The organism is Methylobacterium sp. D54C, from assembly GCF_053345595.1.
The window spans coordinates 177,007-196,485 of record NZ_JBKFAK010000002.1; the positions used below are offsets into that span (position 1 = coordinate 177,007).

The 19,479-nt window shown below is 74.4% G+C and carries 24 protein-coding genes and 1 pseudogene; 16 read left to right on the forward strand and 9 right to left on the reverse strand.

Annotated elements, in window-relative coordinates; genetic code table 11:
• Positions 1 to 105 precede the first annotated feature (105 nt).
• Together ACLBYB_RS06115 and ACLBYB_RS06120 are read left to right on the forward strand one after the other, a co-directional pair.
• Positions 106 to 792, forward strand: coding sequence for a helix-turn-helix domain-containing protein (locus ACLBYB_RS06115; protein WP_447698248.1), 687 nt, complete (start codon positions 106 to 108; stop codon positions 790 to 792).
• A complete protein-coding gene (locus tag ACLBYB_RS06120) occupies positions 767 to 2,065 on the forward strand; it encodes a DNA-packaging protein (RefSeq protein ID WP_447698561.1) in 1,299 nt (432 codons plus the stop codon). Before ACLBYB_RS06115 ends, ACLBYB_RS06120 begins: the two co-directional genes overlap by 26 nt.
• Before the next feature lie 361 nt (positions 2,066 to 2,426).
• Here ACLBYB_RS06120 and ACLBYB_RS06125 read toward each other — a convergent pair whose 3' ends face one another.
• Together ACLBYB_RS06125 and ACLBYB_RS06130 are read right to left on the reverse strand one after the other, a co-directional pair.
• Positions 2,427 to 2,669 (reverse strand): hypothetical protein, encoded by a 243-nt coding sequence (locus tag ACLBYB_RS06125; protein WP_106735896.1) that lies wholly within the window; start codon positions 2,667 to 2,669, stop codon positions 2,427 to 2,429.
• A gap of 58 nt (positions 2,670 to 2,727) precedes the next feature.
• Positions 2,728 to 3,816, reverse strand: coding sequence for a hypothetical protein (locus ACLBYB_RS06130; RefSeq protein ID WP_447698249.1), 1,089 nt, complete (start codon positions 3,814 to 3,816; stop codon positions 2,728 to 2,730).
• Positions 3,817 to 3,846: 30 nt separating this feature from the next.
• Between ACLBYB_RS06130 and ACLBYB_RS06135 the strand changes: the two genes are divergently transcribed.
• Genes ACLBYB_RS06135 through ACLBYB_RS06145 form a run of 3 tightly spaced genes read left to right on the forward strand, consistent with a single transcriptional unit; the run spans position 3,847 to position 6,935 of the window.
• Entirely contained in the window at positions 3,847 to 5,040 is a 1,194-nt protein-coding gene (locus tag ACLBYB_RS06135; protein ID WP_447698250.1) for a phage portal protein, read from the forward strand.
• Positions 5,041 to 5,081: 41 nt separating this feature from the next.
• Positions 5,082 to 5,624, forward strand: a complete 543-nt coding sequence (locus tag ACLBYB_RS06140; RefSeq protein WP_447698251.1) for an HK97 family phage prohead protease — start codon at positions 5,082 to 5,084, stop codon at positions 5,622 to 5,624.
• Positions 5,625 to 5,648: 24 nt separating this feature from the next.
• Complete coding sequence (locus ACLBYB_RS06145) at positions 5,649 to 6,935, forward strand: phage major capsid protein (protein WP_020090925.1); 1,287 nt, start codon at positions 5,649 to 5,651, stop codon at positions 6,933 to 6,935.
• A gap of 15 nt (positions 6,936 to 6,950) precedes the next feature.
• Here ACLBYB_RS06145 and ACLBYB_RS06150 read toward each other — a convergent pair whose 3' ends face one another.
• Entirely contained in the window at positions 6,951 to 7,523 is a 573-nt protein-coding gene (locus ACLBYB_RS06150; RefSeq protein WP_331300226.1) for a hypothetical protein, read from the reverse strand.
• 702 nt (positions 7,524 to 8,225) lie between these two features.
• Here ACLBYB_RS06150 and ACLBYB_RS06155 point away from each other — a divergent pair.
• Positions 8,226 to 9,881, forward strand: coding sequence for a porin (locus ACLBYB_RS06155; RefSeq protein ID WP_447698252.1), 1,656 nt, complete (start codon positions 8,226 to 8,228; stop codon positions 9,879 to 9,881).
• A gap of 149 nt (positions 9,882 to 10,030) precedes the next feature.
• Here the strand turns inward: ACLBYB_RS06155 and dps are convergent, their stop codons facing one another.
• The 3 genes from dps to ACLBYB_RS06170 form a co-directional block, all read right to left on the reverse strand.
• On the reverse strand, positions 10,031 to 10,576 hold the full coding sequence (gene dps / locus ACLBYB_RS06160) for a DNA starvation/stationary phase protection protein Dps (RefSeq protein WP_012321876.1): 546 nt from the start codon (positions 10,574 to 10,576) through the stop codon (positions 10,031 to 10,033).
• Between the two features lie 126 nt (positions 10,577 to 10,702).
• Complete coding sequence (locus tag ACLBYB_RS06165; protein WP_103984639.1) at positions 10,703 to 11,614, reverse strand: S1 family peptidase; 912 nt, start codon at positions 11,612 to 11,614, stop codon at positions 10,703 to 10,705.
• 149 nt (positions 11,615 to 11,763) lie between these two features.
• Positions 11,764 to 12,525 carry a S1 family peptidase gene (locus ACLBYB_RS06170; protein WP_447698253.1) on the reverse strand — a complete coding sequence of 254 codons (762 nt, stop codon included), beginning with the start codon at positions 12,523 to 12,525 and terminating at the stop codon, positions 11,764 to 11,766.
• A 25-nt stretch (positions 12,526 to 12,550) separates the two neighbouring features.
• Here ACLBYB_RS06170 and ACLBYB_RS06175 point away from each other — a divergent pair, with 25 nt between their 5' ends.
• The 7 genes and pseudogenes from ACLBYB_RS06175 to ACLBYB_RS06205 all read left to right on the forward strand — a co-directional run bounded on the left by ACLBYB_RS06175 (position 12,551) and on the right by ACLBYB_RS06205 (position 15,512).
• A complete protein-coding gene (locus tag ACLBYB_RS06175; protein WP_447698254.1) occupies positions 12,551 to 13,114 on the forward strand; it encodes a head-tail connector protein in 564 nt (187 codons plus the stop codon).
• 23 nt (positions 13,115 to 13,137) lie between these two features.
• Positions 13,138 to 13,491, forward strand: coding sequence for a head-tail adaptor protein (locus ACLBYB_RS06180; RefSeq protein ID WP_020090919.1), 354 nt, complete (start codon positions 13,138 to 13,140; stop codon positions 13,489 to 13,491).
• The gene (gp17, locus tag ACLBYB_RS06185) at positions 13,488 to 13,916 is read left to right on the forward strand and encodes a tail completion protein gp17 (RefSeq protein ID WP_447698255.1); all 429 of its coding nucleotides are present in this window, start codon (positions 13,488 to 13,490) and stop codon (positions 13,914 to 13,916) included. The genes ACLBYB_RS06180 and gp17 overlap by 4 nt, the downstream gene beginning before the upstream one ends.
• A gap of 11 nt (positions 13,917 to 13,927) precedes the next feature.
• Complete coding sequence (locus ACLBYB_RS06190; RefSeq protein WP_447680790.1) at positions 13,928 to 14,338, forward strand: phage major tail protein, TP901-1 family; 411 nt, start codon at positions 13,928 to 13,930, stop codon at positions 14,336 to 14,338.
• 5 nt (positions 14,339 to 14,343) lie between these two features.
• A complete protein-coding gene (locus tag ACLBYB_RS06195; protein WP_020090916.1) occupies positions 14,344 to 14,706 on the forward strand; it encodes a gene transfer agent family protein in 363 nt (120 codons plus the stop codon).
• A 53-nt stretch (positions 14,707 to 14,759) separates the two neighbouring features.
• Positions 14,760 to 14,924: pseudogene (locus ACLBYB_RS06200) on the forward strand (phage tail assembly chaperone); the annotation flags it as partial.
• A gap of 9 nt (positions 14,925 to 14,933) precedes the next feature.
• Positions 14,934 to 15,512: a phage tail tape measure protein gene (locus ACLBYB_RS06205; protein WP_020090915.1), complete on the forward strand. Its 579-nt coding sequence runs from the start codon at positions 14,934 to 14,936 to the stop codon at positions 15,510 to 15,512.
• Between the two features lie 18 nt (positions 15,513 to 15,530).
• Here the strand turns inward: ACLBYB_RS06205 and ACLBYB_RS06210 are convergent, their stop codons facing one another.
• Positions 15,531 to 16,448 carry a TauD/TfdA dioxygenase family protein gene (locus tag ACLBYB_RS06210; RefSeq protein ID WP_447698256.1) on the reverse strand — a complete coding sequence of 306 codons (918 nt, stop codon included), beginning with the start codon at positions 16,446 to 16,448 and terminating at the stop codon, positions 15,531 to 15,533.
• 384 nt (positions 16,449 to 16,832) lie between these two features.
• Here ACLBYB_RS06210 and ACLBYB_RS06215 point away from each other — a divergent pair, with 384 nt between their 5' ends.
• From ACLBYB_RS06215 to ACLBYB_RS06225, 3 genes are read left to right on the forward strand one after another with little or no spacing between them, the layout of a single operon-like run.
• The gene (locus ACLBYB_RS06215; RefSeq protein ID WP_447698257.1) at positions 16,833 to 17,474 is read left to right on the forward strand and encodes a phage distal tail protein, Rcc01695 family; all 642 of its coding nucleotides are present in this window, start codon (positions 16,833 to 16,835) and stop codon (positions 17,472 to 17,474) included.
• Positions 17,475 to 17,488: 14 nt separating this feature from the next.
• Complete coding sequence (locus ACLBYB_RS06220; protein WP_447698258.1) at positions 17,489 to 18,364, forward strand: DUF2163 domain-containing protein; 876 nt, start codon at positions 17,489 to 17,491, stop codon at positions 18,362 to 18,364.
• Entirely contained in the window at positions 18,361 to 18,909 is a 549-nt protein-coding gene (locus tag ACLBYB_RS06225; protein WP_447698259.1) for an NlpC/P60 family protein, read from the forward strand. The genes ACLBYB_RS06220 and ACLBYB_RS06225 overlap by 4 nt, the downstream gene beginning before the upstream one ends.
• On the opposite strand, the gene ACLBYB_RS06230 is transcribed toward ACLBYB_RS06225, so the two are convergent.
• Positions 18,840 to 19,124, reverse strand: a complete 285-nt coding sequence (locus tag ACLBYB_RS06230) for an addiction module antidote protein (protein ID WP_331301767.1) — start codon at positions 19,122 to 19,124, stop codon at positions 18,840 to 18,842. The two genes, ACLBYB_RS06225 and ACLBYB_RS06230, sit on opposite strands and share 70 nt — an antisense overlap.
• Complete coding sequence (locus ACLBYB_RS06235) at positions 19,124 to 19,426, reverse strand: type II toxin-antitoxin system RelE/ParE family toxin (RefSeq protein ID WP_447698260.1); 303 nt, start codon at positions 19,424 to 19,426, stop codon at positions 19,124 to 19,126. The genes ACLBYB_RS06230 and ACLBYB_RS06235 overlap by 1 nt, the downstream gene beginning before the upstream one ends.
• Positions 19,427 to 19,479 lie beyond the last annotated feature (53 nt).

Sequence of the window (19,479 nt, forward strand, 5' to 3'; positions counted from 1 at the left end):
TGCCTTAAGTCCTAGATCAGCCGAGAAATAGGAATTTACGCTTGACACCGGCGCGCTGCCGGGGTATCAACCACGCACGGTCGAGACGTGTGCGGAGAGACCCCGATGTGGCCACCCCCTCCCAGCAGGGCGGACAGCCGCGCCGAGGCCCTGACGCTCCTGCGCGAGACCGACCTGACGTGCGACGCGATCGCGGCCCGTCTCGGCGTGCACCCGAAGACCGTGCACACCTGGAACGCCCGGGCCGGCTGGCCGAGGCCGCGGCAGCACCGGCCGCGGCTCCTGACGGGGCGCTGGCCAGCGGCGCGCCGGGCCGCCCTGATCCGCCTGCTGTGCACGCCTGGCGCCGATCCCGGCGACGTCACCGAGATCCTCGGTCTCGGCCGGCTCGACCCGGCGATGATGGCCACGGCCTTCGGGGCTGACCTGCCGCCGGCGGTCACCGGGCGCGGCGACCCCGCGGCCGACCCGGCGACCCTGCGGGCGCGTCTGCGCGCCCACATCGCCCGGCAGATCGCCGCCTTCGACGCGGCTCTGAGCGGGGCGGGGGCGGGCGCGGGCGACTCCGCCCGAATCCTACGCGACCTCGGCGGCCTCAAGCGGCTCCTCGACACGGTGGATGCGGAGGGCGCGCGCGGCGCCGCGGGGGAGGGGGGCGATGGCACCGGACGCGACACCGGACGCGACACCGAACTCGGCACCGAACCCGGCACCGAGCCCGACCTGCCCGCCCTGCGCGCGGAGATCGCGCGACGCGTTGCTGGCTTTGTCGGCGGCGGGGCGGCTGCCTGACTTCCTCGAGACGCTGCCGCCGGACCTCCTTCGGGCGCTCGCGGGCGACTGGCTGCACCAGGCCCGGCCGGACCAGCTGCCGCCGCCCGACGCGGCGCCCTGGACCACCTGGGCGGTGATCGGCGGCCGCGGCAGCGGCAAGACCCGCACCGGGGCCGAGTGGGTCGACGCCCTCGCGCGCGGCGACCCGGCCTTCGCGGGCGCGCCGGTCGGGCGGATCGCCCTGGTGGGCGAGACCCATCTCGACGTGCGCGACGTGATGGTCGAGGGGCCCTCCGGCCTCCTCGGCCTGCCGGCGCGGGGACGGGCCCGGCCCGCCTGGTCGCCGAGCCGCCGCCGGGTGGAGTGGAGCAACGGCGCCGTCGCGCTCGCCTTCTCGGCGGAGGAGCCCGACGCGCTGCGCGGCCCGCAATTCGGCGCCGCGTGGTGCGACGAGGCCGCCAAGTGGCGCCGGCCCGAGGCGGCCTTCGACATGCTGCAGTTCGGCCTGCGCCTCGGCGCCCGGCCGCGCAACCTCGTGACGACGACGCCCCGGCCGGTGCCGCTGATCCGCCGCCTGCTCGCCGACCCGCGCACGGTGGTGAGCCGTGCCCGGACCCACGACAACGCCGCGCATCTCGCGCCCGACTTCCTCCAGCAGGTGGTCGGGCGCTACGCCGGCACGCGGCTCGGCCGGCAGGAACTCGACGGCGAGCTCATCGCCGACCGGGACGACGGCCTGTGGACGCGCGCGGCCCTGGAGGCCGGCCGCCTCGCCGCGGCGCCCCATCTCGGCCGGATCGTCGTGGCGGTGGATCCCCCCGCCGCCTCGGGCGCGCGCTCGGACGCCTGCGGGATCGTGGCGGCCGGGCGCGCGGGCGGGCACGCCTACGTGCTGGCCGACGCGAGCCTCGCCCGCGCCACCCCGCAGGCCTGGGCGGCCGCGGCGCTGGCGCTCTACCACCGGCTCCGGGCCGACGCCCTCGTGGTCGAGGTCAACCAGGGCGGCGAGATGGCCGCCGCCGTGCTGGGCCAGTGCGACCCCGCCGTGCCGGTGACCCAGGTCCACGCCACGCGGGGCAAGTACCTGCGCGCCGAGCCGGTCTCGCTGCTCTACGCCCGCGGGCTGGTCCACCACGTCGGCGCCTTCCCGGCGCTGGAGGACGAGCTGTGCGATTTCGGCCCGGACGGCCTGTCCGGCAGGACCTCGCCCGACCGGCTCGATGCCCTGGTCTGGGCGCTCACGCACCTGATGCTGGAGCCCCGGGCCGAGCCCCGGATCCGGCGGTTGTGACAGCGGTCGCCGAAAACAATTCGGCGCGCTTCGGGTGAAGCGCGCCGGAGTCGGTTCGTGGTCTCTGGAACGAACTGCATGCTGTATACACAATGTCGTGCGCCAAATCTGTAGCGATCAGGCCACGGCACGCGGTCCTGAGCTGGGAATCCCCACCGTAATTCTCCGTATTGCGCGGCGACGGTGGGCGGATTGAGCGGCGCATCTGTCGGGTTGATCCCCGCCGTCCTTCCCGGGCGCCGCGGCCCGGCTCCGATTCCCGAACCGTCGTCGCTGCCCGACCCCGGCACATCGGCATGCCGGGTTCTTGGGCGTGCCGGGTTCCTGGGCGTGCCGGGCTCCTAGGCGCCCGAGCGGTCGCTCAATCGCCGCCGCCACCGCCATCACCGCCGCCGCCGCCGTCGCCGCAGCTGCCGCCGTCGCTGCCGTGGCAGCCGCCATCGCCGAAGATCGCGCCGCCGTCGCCGCCGGAGCCCGAATCGTAGCTGAGGGAGCCGGAGCGGCGGGTCCCCCGGGAGCGCGTCGCGGAGGGCATGAGGCAGCGGAGGAAGGGGACGAGCGCGATGACGAAGATCGCGAGTTCGAGGGCCTGCTTCCTGTCCATCGGAACCTCCATCGGTTCGTCGGTCCGGACAGTCTAGCACAGGTCGGCGCCGGGCCGGTCAGGGCGGCGTGGTCAGGCTCCGAAGGGCGGCCCGGACGTCGGCGAGGGTGCCGACCAGGGCGTAGCAGGCGAAATCGTGCGCGCCGGCGGCGGCGTTCGCCAGCCGGAAGCGGCAGCTCAGGCGGTTCGCCCCGGCCTCGGGCGCGACCGCGAAGTCGGGCCGCGGCGCGTCGGGCTCCTGCTCCGGCGGACCCGGGGCCCAGACCGCGAGGGCGTGCGAGCCCTCCGGCGTCGCCAGGATCACCGGGTCCGGCCGCTCCCCCGCTCCGGGGCCGAGGGGCGCGAGCCCGCCGGTCGACGGGTCGAAGCGCCAGGCCGCGGAGAACTCCGCCGGCACCGCGGCGGCGAGGGGTTCGAGACGCAGCGCCGCCGCGGGCTCGGTCAGGTCGAAGCTCGCCTGCACCTCCACGGCGTTGCCGAGGCCCGGCAGGCCGAGCGCGATCCGCTTGCGCAGGAGCGGGGCCGGGGGCGGGGCCGGGATCGCGGGGCTCGCGGAGGCGGTCGGGCAGTCCGCGGGCGGCTCGTCGGCCGGGTCGGCGGGGCCGTCCCAGGCCATGCGGGTCTCGGTCTCGGCCCAGCTCCGGCCGGCGCGCAGGGCGCGGAGCCGCCGGGCCGCGGGCGCGCCGGACCCGTCCTGCGGGGTGCCGGCCTCGCTCGCCCGGCGGCAGGCGGCGCCGGAGCCGATCTCCGCCCGCGCCTGCAGGGCATCGCCGGGCTCGGTGTCGGCGAGGAAGGTGACGCCGTCCCAGGTCAGCGTGTCCACCGCCCCGGCGACCCGCCGGGACAGGCGCAGGCTGATCTCGGACCGGCCGAAGGGGCGCGCCAGGATCAGGGTCCCGTCGGGCTCCGGCCACAGGGGTGCGGGTGCGGGCGCATCCGCGGCCCGGGCCGGCGCGGCCGGGGGCGCGGCCAGAGGCCCGGACAGAGGCCCGGCCAGAGGCCCGGACAGAGGCCCGGCGACGAGCGCTGGGACCAGAGCCGCGACCCGCGCCGCGACGCGGGTCCCCGCCCGGACCCGTCCCCGGACCCGTCCCCGGAATCGCGCCTGGGGCCGCGCCTGGGGCCGAGTGGGGATCCGGGGCTGCATCGCGTGACCATAGCTCAGGAACGGACCGGCATGTCGACCCTCCTCGAACGCCTGGCGCGGGTCGCGCGCCGCGCCGCCGGCGGCCCGGCCCTCGCCACCAAGGCCGCCGCGGCCCCGGCCTTCGCCCTCTACGCCGAGGGACGGGCCAGCTGGACGCCCCGCGATCCGGCGGCGCTCGCCCGGGCCGGCTACCAGGCCAACCCGGTCGTCCACCGGGCGGTGCGGCTCGTCGCCGAGAGCGCCGCCGGCCTGCCGCTGATCGCCACCGGCCCCGGCGCCGAGCGCGCGGGCGACCTGCTCGCTCTGCTGGCGCGGCCGAACCCCCGGGAGAGCGGGCCGCACCTCCTGGAGACGCTCTACGCCGACCTCCTCCTCACCGGCACGGCCTACCTGGAGGCGGTGAGCCTCGACGGGCGGGTCGCCGCGCTCCAGGTCCTGCGTCCCGGACGGATGCGGGTGCTGCCGGGCCCGGACGGCTGGCCGGCGGCCTATCTCTACACGGCGGGCGGGCGCAGCCGCCGGTTCGACCTGCCCGAGCCGGGGATCGCCGTGGCGCCGATCCTGGCGCTGACGCTGTTCCACCCGGAGGACGAGACCGGCGGGCTCGCCCCGATCGCGGCCGCCGCCGCCGCCCTCGACATCCACAACGCCGCGAGCGCCTGGAACAAGGCGCTGCTCGACAACGCCGCCCGGCCGTCCGGCGCCCTGGTCTTCGCCGGGGCGACGCTGTCCGAGCCGCAATTCGACCGGCTGAAGGCGGAGCTGGAGGCGAACTACCAGGGTTCCGCCAATGCCGGCCGGCCGCTGCTGCTGGAGGGCGGCCTCGACTGGAAGCCGCTCGCGCTCTCGCCGCGCGACATGGATTTCGTGGCGGCCAAGGACGCGGCCGCCCGGGAGATCGCCCTGGCCTTCGGCGTGCCGCCGCTGCTGCTCGGCCTCCCCGGCGACAACACCCACGCCAACTACGCCGAGGCCAACCGCGCCCTCTACCGCCAGACCCTGATCCCCCTCGCGGCCCGCACCGCCCGGGCGCTGGCCGGCTGGCTGGAACCCGCCTTCGGGGCGATCGACCTGGAGCCCGACCTCGACCGGATCGAGGCGCTGGCCGGCGAGCGGGAATCCCTGTGGCGTCGGGTCCAGGCCGCGGACTTCCTGTCGGTGGCGGAGAAGCGGGAGGCCGTGGGCTACCCGCCCGCGATGCCGGGGGCGCGGGGCACACCCTGAGGCGCGGGGCGCGCCCTCACTGTCCCATCCGAGGATCCCCCATGGACGGCCACTTCTCCGGCTATGCCAGCCTGTTCGGCGTGCCCGATCTCGGCCGCGACGTGGTGGTGCCGGGCGCCTTCGCGGCGAGCCTCGCCCGCCGCGGGGCCGCGGGCGTGCGGCTGCTGTTCCAGCACGATCCGGCCGAGCCGATCGGCCGCTGGCTCGCCCTGCGCGAGGATGGCCGCGGCCTGTTCGCGGAGGGCGCGCTCAACCTCGCGGTGCAGCGCGCCCGCGAGGTCGACGCCCTGATGCGCGGCGGCGGCCTCGACGGGCTCTCGATCGGCTTCCGCACGCTGCGCGCCCGGAAGGGCGCCGGCGGCGAGCGCCGGCTCCAGCAGGTCGATCTCTGGGAGATCTCGCTCGTGACCTTCCCGCTGCAGCCGGGGGCCAGGGCGAGCCCCGCGTCGATCCCGGCTCCGGACCCGGAGGCCGACGCGATCCGCGGCCTCGCCGGCCTGATCGCGCCGCCGGGCGCCCTCGGACCCGCCGCGAGACCCGCCGCCAGACCCGCCGCTTGGCCGCTGCCGGCCGCGCGGTCCTGACTTCCACCCCCGACGAGGCCCATCATGGACGCCCAGACCCCGATCGCCGATCCCGCCCCGCTGGGCGGCCTGCCGCCGCTGGAGAACAAGGCCGCCCATTCCGACGGCGGCCCGGTCCGCTCCGCCCTGGACGAGCTCGCCGCCGCCTTCGCGGCCTTTAAGGAGACGAACGACGCGCGGATCGACCGGATCGAGGGCCGCCTCGGCGTCGACGTGCTCACCGAGGAGAAGCTCGCCCGGATCGACGCGGCCCTCGACGCCGCCCGCACCCGGCTCGACCGGATCGCCCTGGAGCGGGCCCGGCCGCCCCTCGGGCAGCCGGACGTCCGGGAGACGGGGGCCGCGCACGAGCACAAGGCCGCCTTCGACCTCTACGTCCGGGCGGGCGAGAGCGCCGGGCTCAAGCGCCTGGAGGCCAAGGCGCTCTCGGCCGGCTCCGGGCCGGACGGCGGCTACCTCGTCCCCGACACGATCGAGCGGACCGTGCTCGCGCGCCTCGGGCAGGTCTCGCCGATCCGGTCGATCGCCAGCGTGCAGCCGATCTCGGGCGCCCAGTACAAGCGCGCCGTCTCGGTGGGCGCGCCGGTCACCGGCTGGGCCGCCGAGACCGCGCCGCGCCCCGAGACCGCCGCGCCGGCCCTGTCGGAGATCGCGTTCCCGGCCATGGAACTCTACGCGATGCCGGCCGCCACCCAGACGCTCCTCGACGATTCCGTGGTCGACCTCGACGCGTGGCTCTCGGCCGAGGTGGAGACCGCCTTCGCCGAGCAGGAGGGCGTCGCCTTCGTCTCCGGCAACGGCGCGAGCCGCCCGCGGGGCTTCCTGAGCTACGACACGGTCGCCAACGCCGCCTGGGTGCCGGGCAAGATCGGCACGGTCGCCACCGGGACGGCGGGTGCGTTCCCGTCGGCGAGCCCGGGGGACGCGCTGTTCGACCTGATCTACGGGCTCCGGGCGGCCTACCGGCAGAATGCCGGCTTCGTCATGAACCGGCGCACCCAGAGCACGATCCGCAAGTTCAAGGATTCGGAGGGCAACTATCTCTGGCAGCCGCCCCTCGCCGCCGGCCGGTCCGCGACGCTGGTCGGCTTCCCGGTCACCGAGGCCGAGGCGATGCCGGACCTCGCCAAAGACAGCCTGTCGGTGGCCTTCGGCGACTTCCGCCGGGGCTACCTCGTGGTCGACCGGACCGGGATGCGGGTGCTGCGCGACCCGTACTCGGCCAAGCCCTACGTGCTGTTCTACACCACCAAGCGCGTCGGCGGCGGGGTGCAGGATTTCGACGCGCTCAAGCTCCTGAAGTTCTCCTGACGCGCGGCGGCGACCCTAGCCGGGGCAGCCCGCGCGGTCGCCGCAGCCCGCGAGCCGCCCGGCCTGCTGCTTGGCCCGCTCGAGATTGGTGCGGGCGGTGACCAGCCGCTCGCTGGCCTCCCGGCGGATCCGCACCGAGGTGCCGGGCTTCGCCTCGCGGACGTCCACGGCCTCCCAGTAGGCCATCGCGGCCTGCAGCTCGGCCTGCGCCTCCTTGAGGGTCGGAACCGGCGGCTGCGGCATCTCGGGCATCTCGGTGAGGCGGCCCTCCAGCACGGCCCGCGCCACGGCGATCTCGAACCGCCGGTCGACGCCGAACTGCGCCATCCGCTCCAGGTTCGGCTCGATCATCTCGAGGAGCGCCAGGGTCGGGACGACCAGCGCGTGCGCGTCCCCGCCCCAGCCCGGATCGCATTTCTCGCCGTTGACCGCCCAGAAGATCCCGCGCGCGGTGGCGATGCGGCCGTTCCGCACCTCGCGGACGCGCAGGAAGAAGAAGCGCTCGCCGTAGATCGGGTCGAGCGAGCGAATACAGGCCAGACTGCCGGTTCTGGCCGCCTGATAATATGTCTCAAGATCAATTTCCACTGACGTCTCACAATTTCAAGGGCTGCATGACGCGGATCCGCTCGGGCGGACGCGCGGAAATCATGGAAACGCTGAAACGGTACGCGGACGACTCGGGCGTGGGACGGGATGAAACGAAGCGCTGCGCATGGGCGGCTCGCCTAGGGCCGATCGGCCGTGCCGGTCGACCCGATGGGGTGAGAGGGGACCGGGACCCCGGCGCCGCCTCTCGATACCGAGCAGTCCGGGTCCGGTCCCGTCGGCAGACGTCCGTCGCTGCGGGGCCCGAGCACCGCCCGGCGCGGCGCCATCCTGCAGGGCGATCGGATCCGCGTCCGAGCCGGCCCGTGAGGGCTCGACGGCCGAATACCCCTTCGTTTCCGGTAGATCAATACGATCTGTCAGGGAAGTACAGTGTTTCTGCTAGAAACATGGTCTGTTAGTGCGCTTTCCAGCCGAAACGCTCGTGCTGTGTCTGTTTCCGTCGGACAAACAAGATCATTTTTATGTGGCCGCGTGGCCACCGAATACATCGGCACGGGTGGCCGTTCCGATTTGGGATTGATGGCTGCGGCCATTTGCGGGAACTTATTCGAACAAGAGCTCGAAAGAACCAGAGCTCATCGGCAAGACGAATCGATTCGGCCGAAACAAATAATAGCAGCGCGGCCTGCGTGGCTGAATGCTGTCTCCAATATGGGTCTCGACGTTTTGGGGAAATCGATGAGGATCTTGAAGCACACGCTCCTCTGTTCCGCCGCGGCTCTGTCCGCGGCGAGCGCAGCGCAGGCGGCTGATCTGCCGGTCAAGAAGGCTGTCCCGGTCGAGTACGTCCGCGTCTGCGGCGCGTACGGCGCCGGCTTCTTCTACATCCCCGGCACCGACACTTGCCTACGTCTCTCCGGCCGCGCCCGGTTCGAGGGCGGCTACATGACCAGCTACTCGCGGCAGAACGGCTCGAACGTCGGTGATACGTCGGGCTACCAGGGCCGGATGCGCATCAACCTCGATGCCCGCACCCAGACCGCCTACGGCACCCTGCGCGCCTTCGTGCGCCTCGATGCCGGATCCCGCACCGGCTATTCCGGCGTCGGCCAGTCGGGCACCCAGCAGCGCATCGGCCAGGCCTTCCCGGCTCTCGGCATCGACCAGTTCGGTCGCGCGTCGCAGTTCGTGAACGTCGACAAGGCGTTCATCCAGTTCGCAGGCATGACCGCCGGTCGCGCCTCGTCGTTCTTCGACTTCTACGCCCACGACTTCGAGTTCGCCGGCGCCACGCTCGGCTCCGACATCGCCTCGACCAACCTGCTCGCCTACACGGCCACGCTCGGCAACGGCCTGTCCGCCACGATCTCGGCCGAAGACCCGGTCTTCCGCCGCAGCCCGATCTTCTCGCAGACCAACAACCCGGCCGGCGTGACGAACAACTCCAACATCGTCAATTTCGCTCAGACGAACGCTCCGGCCGAGGTGTTCATCGGCTACACCAACGGCGTGCCGACCCGGTACAGCTTCGTCGACGTGATCCAGCGCTCGCGCATGCCCGACGTCGTCGGCGCCCTGCGCCTCGACCAGGCCTGGGGCTCGGCTCAGGTCTCGGCCGCCGTCCACGAGCTGAACGTCGGCAACGTCGCGAACGGCGCCGGCACCGGCACCGGCTCGAACATCAGCATCCCCCACACCAGCAACTCGTACGGCTGGGCGGTGCAGGGCGGCCTGAAGATCAACACGCCGTTCATCGCGCCGGGCGACGCCCTCTACCTGCAGGGCGCCTACGGCTCCGGCTCGCAGATGTACACCGGCTACTGCGCGTTCAGCGGCTGCTACTCGCAGAACCCGACGACCATCCAGGGCCAGAAGTTCGCGCAGTACTTCAACGACGCCACGGTGAACCCGTTCACGGGCCAGATGGAGCAGTCCACGAGCTTCACCGCGACGGCCTCGTACCTCCACTACTGGACGCCGGAGTGGCGCTCGGCCTTCTTCGGGTCGTACGGTGAGATGAACTACGGCAGCGGCGCCCGTCTGGCCCAGGGCGCGGCCTTCGCGCTGGCGAACAACACCGGTGGCAACTCGTTCGGCGTGAACGGCGTCGGCGTGCCGGGCACCCGGTTCTACCAGCTCAGCGAGGCGCTGCGCGACACCTACCAGTTCGTGGCGGGCGGCAGCATCATCTGGTCGCCGGTCAAGGACCTCGATATCGGTGTCGAGGGCTTCTACACCCAGATCGGCGTCAAGAACGGCCGCGTGATCGACCGCGACAAGAGCCCGACAGCCTACGCGAACGTCGCCGGCATCAACAACGGCACCTTCGTGCCGCGGACCACGACGGCGGACAGCGTCTCCACCTTCCGCTTCCGCGTCCAGCGCGACTTCTGATCCCTGATCGGGACCGGTTCGCTCTCCAAAGCTTCCCGGTCCTGATGTCCCCGTGCAAAGGGACCCCACTGAGCCCGGCCTCGCGGCCGGGCATTTTCGTTTCCCCGATCGCGTCGGGTCGCGCCCCGCCCGAAGGCGGGGCGCCGCGCTCAGCGGCCCGCGTTGCCGTCGCGCAGGGTGCCGGTCGGCTCCTGCACGTGCGCCTCGAGGAACCAGAGGTGCTTGTCGACCGCCCGCGAGATCTCGGTGAACAGGTCGGCCGTGTCGGGGTCGCCCGCCTCGTCGGTCTCGTCGATGTTCTGCCGGACCGCGTTGGCGTAGGCGGCGTAGCTGTCGATCAGCGCGGCGATGTGGTCGGCGATGGCGTAGATGCCGGTCGGGTAGGCCGGCAGCTTGGTGCGCTCGGCGACCGCCTGGGTCGAGCCGAAGGCCGTGGCGCCGAGCTGGACCGCGCGCTCGGCGACGCTGTCGTTCAGCTCGTCGAGCTGGGTGCGGAACCCGTCGAGCATCTCGTGGACGCCGATGAACTGCGGCCCCTTGAGGTTCCAGTGGGCCTGCTTGATCGCCAGCGCGAGGTCGATGCCGTCCGCGAGCCGGGCGTTGAGCGCCTCGATCGAGACCTTCTTGGCGTTCGAGTCGGTGTTGTTGCGGGTCTTGTGCGTCCGCGGGGTGTTGCTGGTGCCGGTGTCGGCCATGCTCTCGCTCCGTGAGCCGGGAAGGTTCGGATGCGAAAAGTGCCGATCGGCCCCCGGGTTCCCGCAGGCGCGAAGGATCCGGGGGCGGGCAGCGGCTTTGCCGCGGTCGGGCCGCGGTCAAGCCCCTCAGCGGCGGCGGCCTGGGCGGGCCATCCAGTCGGACCGGTTGCCGCGGGGCAGGGCGTCGCCGACCTGGATGCGCGACAGCTCCGCCGTGCGCGCGGCGATCCAGCCGGCATGCTCGGCCACCGGGGTCACGGCGGTGAAGCCGCCGCAGGCGGTCCGGCGCGCGCCCTGCTGCAGGGCGCCGCTCGACCAGCTCACCACGCCGACGATCCGGTAGCCGCCAGGGCCGCCGGTCAGGATCGGGCCACCGGAATCGCCCAGGCAGGCACCGGCGCCCGAGGTCTCGGCCATGCGCCGCCGGTCGGTGACGACGGTCACCCGGTTGGCGACCTGGAGCGAGCCGATCGACACGAGGTGGGCGAGCCGCAGGATCCGCGCCGAGTTCCGCCGGTTCTCGGCCACCACGCCGAAGCCCGCGATGTCCACGGGCTGCCCGTCGGTGATCGAGCCCGCGCTCCGGGGATCGAGGGGCACGTAGTCGTCGCCGAGCGGGCGCTCGAGCTTGAGCAGCGCCAGGTCGACGCCGGGCTGGTCCTCGGGGGTCGTCCCGGGCACGAAGTCCGGGTGCATGGAGGCGGTGATCACCGCGGTCCGGTGCTGGCGAAAGTTCCGGTCGACGCTGATCACCGTGTAGCCGGCGGGCCGCATCACGCAGTGGGCCGCGCTCAGCACGAGGTCCGGGGCGATCAGGGTGCCCGAGCAGATCTCGCCCTCGGTGCTCTCGATCCGCACCACGAAGCTGCGCGCCCCGTTCGGGTCCCGCGTCGTCGTGCCGTTGATCACCGCCGCCGCGGGCGTGGGCAGCAGGCCGCCGAGGGCGCCGAGCAGCGACAGGCCCAGGAACCCGCCCCACAGGCCGCCGCGCAGGCTGCGCTCGCGGGGGCCGGCCTTTCGGATCGGGCGAGGGGACATCGGGAACTCCGGGCGCGCGCGGGCGCGGGTGGGGGACGCCGGAGGCGGCGCCGAGGGAGCCTGGGGCGAGGGGCCCCAGATCGCGTGAGCCTAGAGCAAGGCAATAGCCCGGCCAAGCTGAGGTTCCCTGCGGACACCGCGCCGCGACGCTACTGCGCCCAGCGCGCCGACCGGTTCCAGCCGTCGAGCACGCGGTCGATCCAGCCCCGCTGCGGCCCCACCAGGACACCCTGGGTGAGGCCGCCGCAGGCGCCGCCGATCCAGGCCGACAGGGCGAGCACCGCCCCGTCCGGTCCCGCGATCGGGCCGCCGGAATCGCCCTGGCAGGCGCCGCCGCCCGCGCCCTTCAGCCAGACCAGGATGCGGCTCGGCCCGTAGGGCTCGATCACCGGCAGGCCGAGGCTGCGGTAGGTGCCGGTGGAGCGCGGGTCGCCGGGCTTGGCCGCGCCGTAGCCCGACAGGGTCAGGGTCTCGCCCGCCCGCGCCGGGGCGGCGCTCAGGGTCACGGGCGCGAAGCGCGGCGGCAGCGGCGTCTCGGTGCGCAGCAGCGCGAGATCGACGGAGCGCCGCCGGGAAGCGGCCGCGCCGGCGTCGTAGCCCGGATGGACCGCCCGCGCGGTGACGTCGACGAGCACCGGCGCCCCGGCGGCGTCGCGGAAATGGACGCGGTGCTCCTTGGCGTCGGCGAGGCAGTGGCCGGCGGTCAGCACCGTGTCGGGGGCGAGCACCACGCCGGTGCAGACGCCGCCCTTCGACGACAGGACCATCACGGCCCCGCCGGCCGGCGCCTCGGTGCCGCCGACGATCGCCCGCGCCGGGACGGCCGCGAGCGCCGGGATCGCCATCAGGATCGCGGTGACGGTCGCTACCCGCGCGGCGCGGGCCGCCGGGCGGCGCTTCGAGATCGGCATCGGACCACCTGCAGAGAGACGCGCGATGATCCCGTTACGCATCGCCGCCGCCGCCGTCGAGCCGGTGGGCGTGCCTGACCTGCGCGCCTACCTGCGCGTCGACTCCGACGCGGGCGCCGACGAGGACGGCCTGCTCCAGGCCCTGATCGCGGCGGCCCGCGCGAGCCTGGAGATCGAGACCCGGCGGATCCTGGTCCCGGGCCGGTACCGGGTCGCCCTGACGGCCTGGCCGCCGGACGGGCAGGTGCCGCTCCCCCTGAGCCCGCTGGTCGCGATCCTCCGCGCCGGCCTCGCGGACCCGTCCGGAGGCGTCACCGACCTCGACGCCGGGCTGGTGCGCCTCGGCCCCGACCCGGACGAAGCGCCGCTTCTGCAGGTGGATCCGGCCGCGCCGGATCCCGCCGGCCGCACCATCCTGATCGAGGTCGCGGCCGGGTACGGCGGCGACGGTCCGCCGCTCCCCGAGCCCCTGCGCCTCGCGATCCTGCGCCTCGCCGCCGCCCGCTACGAGCGTCGCGGCGACGAGCCCGACGCCGCCCGCACCGACGCCGCCGCGCTCGGCGCGCCGTTCCGGCGCCTGCGGCTGTGATCCTCGCACCCGGAGCTTCCCCGATGGCGACCTCGTTCCAACGCCCGCCCCTCGGCGCGCGGCGGCGCCGCTTCGTGCTCGAGCGGCCCCTGGAGGAGCCCGATGGGTTCGGGGGCGTGCTGCGCCGTTACGTGGCCGGCCCGGTCCTGTGGGGCGCGATCGCCCCGGCGGGACTCGCCGACCGACCGGCCGGCGGCCGCACCGACACGCGGCCCGCCTACCGCGTCACCCTGCGGAGCCGGGCCGCGCTCGACCCGACCATGCGGCTCGCCGCCGGGCCGCGCCGCTTCGCGATCCGCGCCGTCGCCGAGCCCGACGCGCGGGGCCGCGACCTGATCTGCCACGTCGAGGAGCTGCCCGGGGAGGGGCGGTCGTGAGCGATCCGGGCCCGCTCCTGGCGCTCCGCGCCGGCCTGAACGCCCGCTTCGCCGCCGACGCCGCCCTGGCCGCGCTGCTGGGCGGCCGCGTCCGGCTCTACGACGAGCCGCCGCGGGGCACGCTCCCGGTCTACGCGCTGTTCGGCGACGCCGAGATCGCGGACGAATCCGTCGACGGCGCCGAGCGCCACCGGCACAGCCACGCGATTGCGGTGATCGCCCAGGCGGGCTCGGTGCGCACCGCCCTCGACGCCGCTTCGCGCATGGCGGCGCTCCTCCGGGACGCCCCGACGCCCCTCGTCCTGCCGCTGGCCGGCTGCCGGCTCGTGACCCTCCGGGTGCGGGCCGTCCGCGCCCGGCGCGACGCCCGGACCGGCGAGGCCAGGGTGACCCTGACGGTCGAGGCCGTCACCGAGAACCTGTGAGGAGGGTGCCGATGGGCGCGCAGAGGGGCAAGGACCTGCTGATCCGGGCCGGCGACGGTGCGGGCGGCTTCGCGGCGGTGGCGGGCCTGCGCAGCCGCCAGATCACCCTCAACGCCGAGACCGTCGACGTCACCAACGCCGATTCCGCCGGGCGCTGGCGCGAGCTGCTCGCCGGGGCCGGGGTGCGGCGGGCCGCGATCGCCGGCTCGGGCGTGTTCCGCGACCAGGCCTCGGACGCGCGCCTGCGCCTGCTGTTCTTCGAGGGCGCGGTCGAGGTGTTCCAGATCGTGATCCCGGCCTTCGGGATCCTGGAGGGGCCGTTCCAGATCGCGAGCCTGGAGTACCGGGGCGACCATGCCGGCGAGGTCACCTTCGACATGAGCCTCGAATCCGGCGGCGCGCTCGCGTTCGCGGCGGTCTGAGCGCCGTGGCCAACCGGATCCGCGGCGAGGTGCCGCTCACCCTCGGCGGACGGCGCTACACGCTCTGCCTCACCCTCGGCGCGCTCGCCGAGCTGGAGACCGCGCTCCAGGCCGGCGACCTCGCGGGCCTCGCCGCGCGCTTCGCCGGCGGGCGCGTCTCGGCCCGCGACCTGATCGCCCTCCTGGGCGTCGCCCTGCGGGGCGGCGGCCACGACCTCGACGACGCGGCGGTGGCGCGGCTGCCGCTGGCGGGCGGGCTCGACGCCGTCTCGGCCGCCCTGGGCGACGTCCTGGCGGCGGCCTTCGGGGAAGCGCCGGGCGGGGAGGCGGCGGGCGGGGAGGTGCCGGGCCCGGCAAACCCTCCCTAGGGCCGGACGCGGAGCCGCCGCCGCGTCCGGCCCCGGAGCGCTTCCCCTGGGACGACGCCCTCTCCCTCGGCCTCGGCGCGCTGGGTTGGCGGCCCCGCGACTTCTGGTCGGCGACCCCGCGGGAGTTCGCCGCGGCGCTCGGCCGGCGCGCCGGCCCGGAGCCGCTGTCCCGCGCCGCCTTCGCGCGGCTCCTCGCCGCCCATCCCGACCCACCGTGAGGCACCGCCATGGCCGAGACCGACCCGCAGGCCGACTCGCTGTCCGACGACCGGATCCGGCAGCTCGAGACCCTGGACCGACTGGCGCAGAGCTTCGGCCGCAGCCTCGACACTGCCCTGACCCGCGGGGCCGCGTCCGGCCGCAGCCTCGACGGCGTGCTCGGCACCATCGGGGCGCGCCTCGCCGGCGTGGCGGCGCGGGCGGCGGCCGGGCCGATCCAGTCGGGCCTCACGGGCCTGATCGGCGCGATGCTGGGCTCCGGCGCGGAGACGGGCTTCGCCCGCGGGGGCGTGTTCCGGGGCGGCCGCGTCCAGCCCTTCGCCGCCGGCGGCGTCGTGGCCGCGCCGACCTACTTCCCCATGGCGGGCGGCGCCGGCCTCATGGGCGAGGCCGGCCCGGAGGCGATCCTCCCCCTCGGCCGCGGGCCGGACGGCCGCCTGGGCGTCGCCGCAGGCGGAGCCGCGGCGCGGCCGGTCTCCGTGACGGTCAACATCGCGACCCCCGATCCGGGGGCGTTCCGCCGCTCCGAGGCGCAGGTGACCGCGAGCCTCGCCCGGGCGGTGGCGCGCGGCCAGCGAGCGACCTGAGGCGCGCGCGGCCACAGCTCACGCCGCCCTGCGCGCCTCCGTCTCCCGCGCCCGGCTGGTGCGGCCGTCGACGCTCACCGGCGCGACGCCCTGGATCGTCACGCGGCGGACCACGCGGGGCGCCTCGCCGTAATCGTCCACCGCCCGGTGGACCGTGGCGCGGTTGTCCCAGATCGCCACGTCGCCCGTCCGCCACGACCAGCGCACGGTGTTCTCGGGCCGGGTCGCGTGGTCGTGGAAGATCGCCAGCAGGTGCTGCGAATCCGCGGTGGTCAGGCCCAGGATCCGCTGGATGAAGTGGCCGACGATCAGCGAGCGCTCCCCGGTCTCCGGGTGGACGTGGACCAGCGGGTGCTCGGTCTCGAACACGGTCCTGGTGAACACCTCGTCGTAGCGCCGCCGCCCGGCCTCCGACACGTTCACCCGGCCGCCGACATAGTCGTAGACGTTCGAGTGCAGCGCCCAGAGCTTGTCGGCGAGGTCGCGCAGGGGCTCGGGCAGGTCCGCGTAGGCCGCCGCCGTGTTGGCCCAGAGCGTGTCGCCGCCGTGGGGCGGCAGCGTCACGGCCCGCAGGATCGAGAGCGCCGGGTAGGCCGGCACGAAGGTCACGTCGGTGTGCCAGGAACTCGCCCGCTCGCCCCGGCTGCCGTCGATGTCGAGGATTCCCGCCGTGCCGGCGAGGGAGGGCACGGTCGGATGCGGGACGAGGTCGCCGAGGCGCCGGCCGAACGCCTCCTGCCCGGCCTCGTCGAGGTCCTGGTCGCGGAAGAACACCACCTTGTGGGTGTTCAGCGCCTGCCGGATCGCCGCGACCGTCCCGTCGTCCAAGTCACCCGAGAGGGTGACGCCGCGGATCTCCGCGCCGATGCGGCCGGCGACGCGGCGGATGTCGAGGGCGGTAGCAGACGCGTGGAGGGGCTGGGGGATGGCGCTCATCGGAAGGTTTCCCTGGCAGAACGGCGCCGCGTCGTGCGGATCGCGCGGTGAACCGAGATGTGCGGGCCGAGAGGACTTCGGAGAACATCCGCTTCGGTGCGGCGATCTTCGATCAACTGCCGTACCGTGTCGATGAACTGCGCTTTTGATTTTCCGGCGCCTCTCGGAAGACTTTTTTGAGCTGCTCCGATCCGGCAGCGATACCGTTCCCCGGGCGTCACGCGGGATCTGCGGCCCGGCCTCCGTACTCGCGAGCGGAGCGAAGCGATCCCGGAGCGCCACGGTCACGGATGTCGCGCTGCCCTGGGTCGCGTCGCTGCGCTCGCGAGGACGCCCCGGAAGACCGGCGCGGCCCTGTCGCCACCCGAACCGGAGAGGCCCGACATGGCCGACGATTTCCACGAGGTGCTGTTCCCACTCGACGTCTCGCTGCGCGCCGGCGGCGGCCCGCAGCGGCTCACCGAGATCGTGACCCTGGCCTCGGGCCGGGAGCACCGGAACGGCCGCTGGGCCGATTCCCGCCGCCGCTACGAGGCCGGGTTCGGGCTGCGCGGCCTCGACGCCCTGCACGCCGTGCTGGCCTTCTTCGAGGAGCGGCGCGGGCGTCTCTACGGCTTCCGGTTCCGCGACCGGATCGACGGCCGCTCCGGGCCGCCGGGCCGGCCGGTCGGCCCCCTCGACCAGCCGCTCGGCACCGGCGACGGCGTCACCGCCACCTTTCCGCTGGTGAAGACCTACGGCGCCGGCTTCGCGCCCTATCGCCGCCGGATCGCCAAGCCGGTGTCCGGCAGCGTCCGGGTGGCGGTCGGCGGCCGGGAGGTCGGGCCCGAGGCCTTCGCGTGCGACCCGACGACCGGCCTCGTCACCTTCGCGGCGGGCCGCGTCCCACCGCCCGGCGCCGCCGTGACGGCGGGCTTCGCCTTCGACGTGCCGGTCCGGTTCGACACCGACGCGCTGACCATCGACCTCGCCGCCTTCACGGCCGGGGAGATCCCGAAGGTGCCGCTCGTCGAGATCGTGCCCTGAGTAGGCGTGACGCCATGCGCGACATCCCGGAGGCCTTCGCGGCCCATCTCGCCGGCGGGGTGACCACCCTGTGCCGCTGCTGGTCCCTGCGGCGGCGGGACGGGCTCGCCCTCGGCTTCACCGACCACGACCGCGACCTGACCGTCGCGGGCCTCGTCCACGCCGCCCGCACCGGGCTGGAGGCGGCCGAGGCCAGTGCCGAGCTCGGCTTCGCGGTCTCGGGCGGCGACGTGGCCGGGGCGCTCAGCGGCCTCGGGCTCACCGAGGCCGACATCGCCGGCGGCCTCTACGACGGCGCCGCCGTGGAGACCTGGCTGGTCGACTGGAGCGACACGGAGACCCGGCTCCTCCTCGACGTCGCCACGATCGGCGAGGTGCGCCGGGACGGCGACGCCTTCGTGGCCGAGCTGCGCGGCCTCGCGCACCGGCTTGGCGCCGAGCGGGGCCGCACCTACCGGGCGACCTGCGGCGCCGATCTCGGCGATGCCCGATGCCGGGTGGACCGCGCCGCGTGGACGACGGCCGGCCGGGTGAGCGGCGTCCCGGAGCCGGCCACGCTCGCGGCGGCGCTCGCCGGGTCCTTCGCGGACGGCCTGTTCACCGGCGGGCGCCTGACCTGGACGACGGGCGCCAATGCCGGGCTCGCGGCGGACGTGCGCCTCCAGCTCGGGCCCCTGATCGAGCTCTGGACGGTGCCGCCACGGCCGGTCGCCGCCGGCGACGGGTTCAGCCTGACGGCCGGGTGCGACAAGCGCCTCACCACCTGCCGCGACCGCTTCGCCAACGCGGTCAACTTCCAGGGCTTCCCGCACATGCCCGGCAACGACGCGGTCATGCGGGCGGTCCCCGGTTCGGACCCCATCCTCGACGGCGGGAGCCTCTTCCGATGAGCGCGATGCGGCGCGAGATCGGCCGAGATATCGGTGTTGCGGCGCTCGGCGAGGCGCGGCTCTGGCTGGGCACGCCCTACCGCCACCAGGCGTCGCTGCGCGGCGTGGGCTGCGACTGCCTGGGCCTGCTGCGCGGGGTCTGGCGCGGGCTCTACGGCGCCGAGCCGGAGGTGCCGCCGCCCTATTCCGGCACCTGGGCGGAATCGGCCGCGCCCGGGACCGACCCGCTCACCGAGGCGGCCGCCCGCCACCTCGTGCCGGTGCCCGGACCCCTGGCGGAGCTGGCGCCGCGGCCGGGCGACGTCCTGCTCTTCGCCTTCCGCCGCCACCTGCCGGCCCGCCACTGCGCCATTGCCACCGGCGCCGGCGCGATGATCCACGCCCACGACGGGGCCGCCGTCACCGAGGTCGCGCTCACCGGATGGTGGCGGCGGCACGCGACGGGGGTGTTCCGGTTTCCGAAGCGCTGCGGCGCCTACGAGGAACGCGTCGATACGGTGAGCTTGACGCCGAGCACGTCCATGACCTTGCGGACCGTCTCGTAGCGGAGCTTCGAGCCCGGCGTCAGCGCCTTGTAGAGGCTCTCTCGACCGACACCCGCTTCCCGGGCGATCTGCGCCATGCCGCGTGCCTTCGCGACATCGCCCAGGGCCGCGATGAACAGCTCGGGGTCGGGGTCGTCGAGCGCTGCCGCCAGGTATTCGGCAATCGCCTCCTCACTGTCGAGGAATTCCGAGGCGTCGAACGGTGTGAAACGCATCAGGTGATTCCGTCGAGAGAGGCGGCCATGGACTTGGCCCTCTGAATGTCCCGGGTCTGGCTGGACTTATCGCCGCCGCACAGGAGCAGGTACGTTACCTCGCCGCGTCGGACATAGTAGACGCGAAAGCCGGGGCCATACGGGATCCGCATCTCGAACACACCTGCCCCGACCGGTTTGGCATCCCTGAAATTGCCGAGCCCCACGCTGCGGATACGTGCCGCGATGCGCGCCCTGGCGCGGTGATCCTTCAGGCCCGTGAGCCAAGTCCGGAAGGTGTCGGACAGCAGGATCGTCGTCACAGGTCGAACGTATCCGATCGGATACGGACCGGCAACCCGTCCACGCGATACCG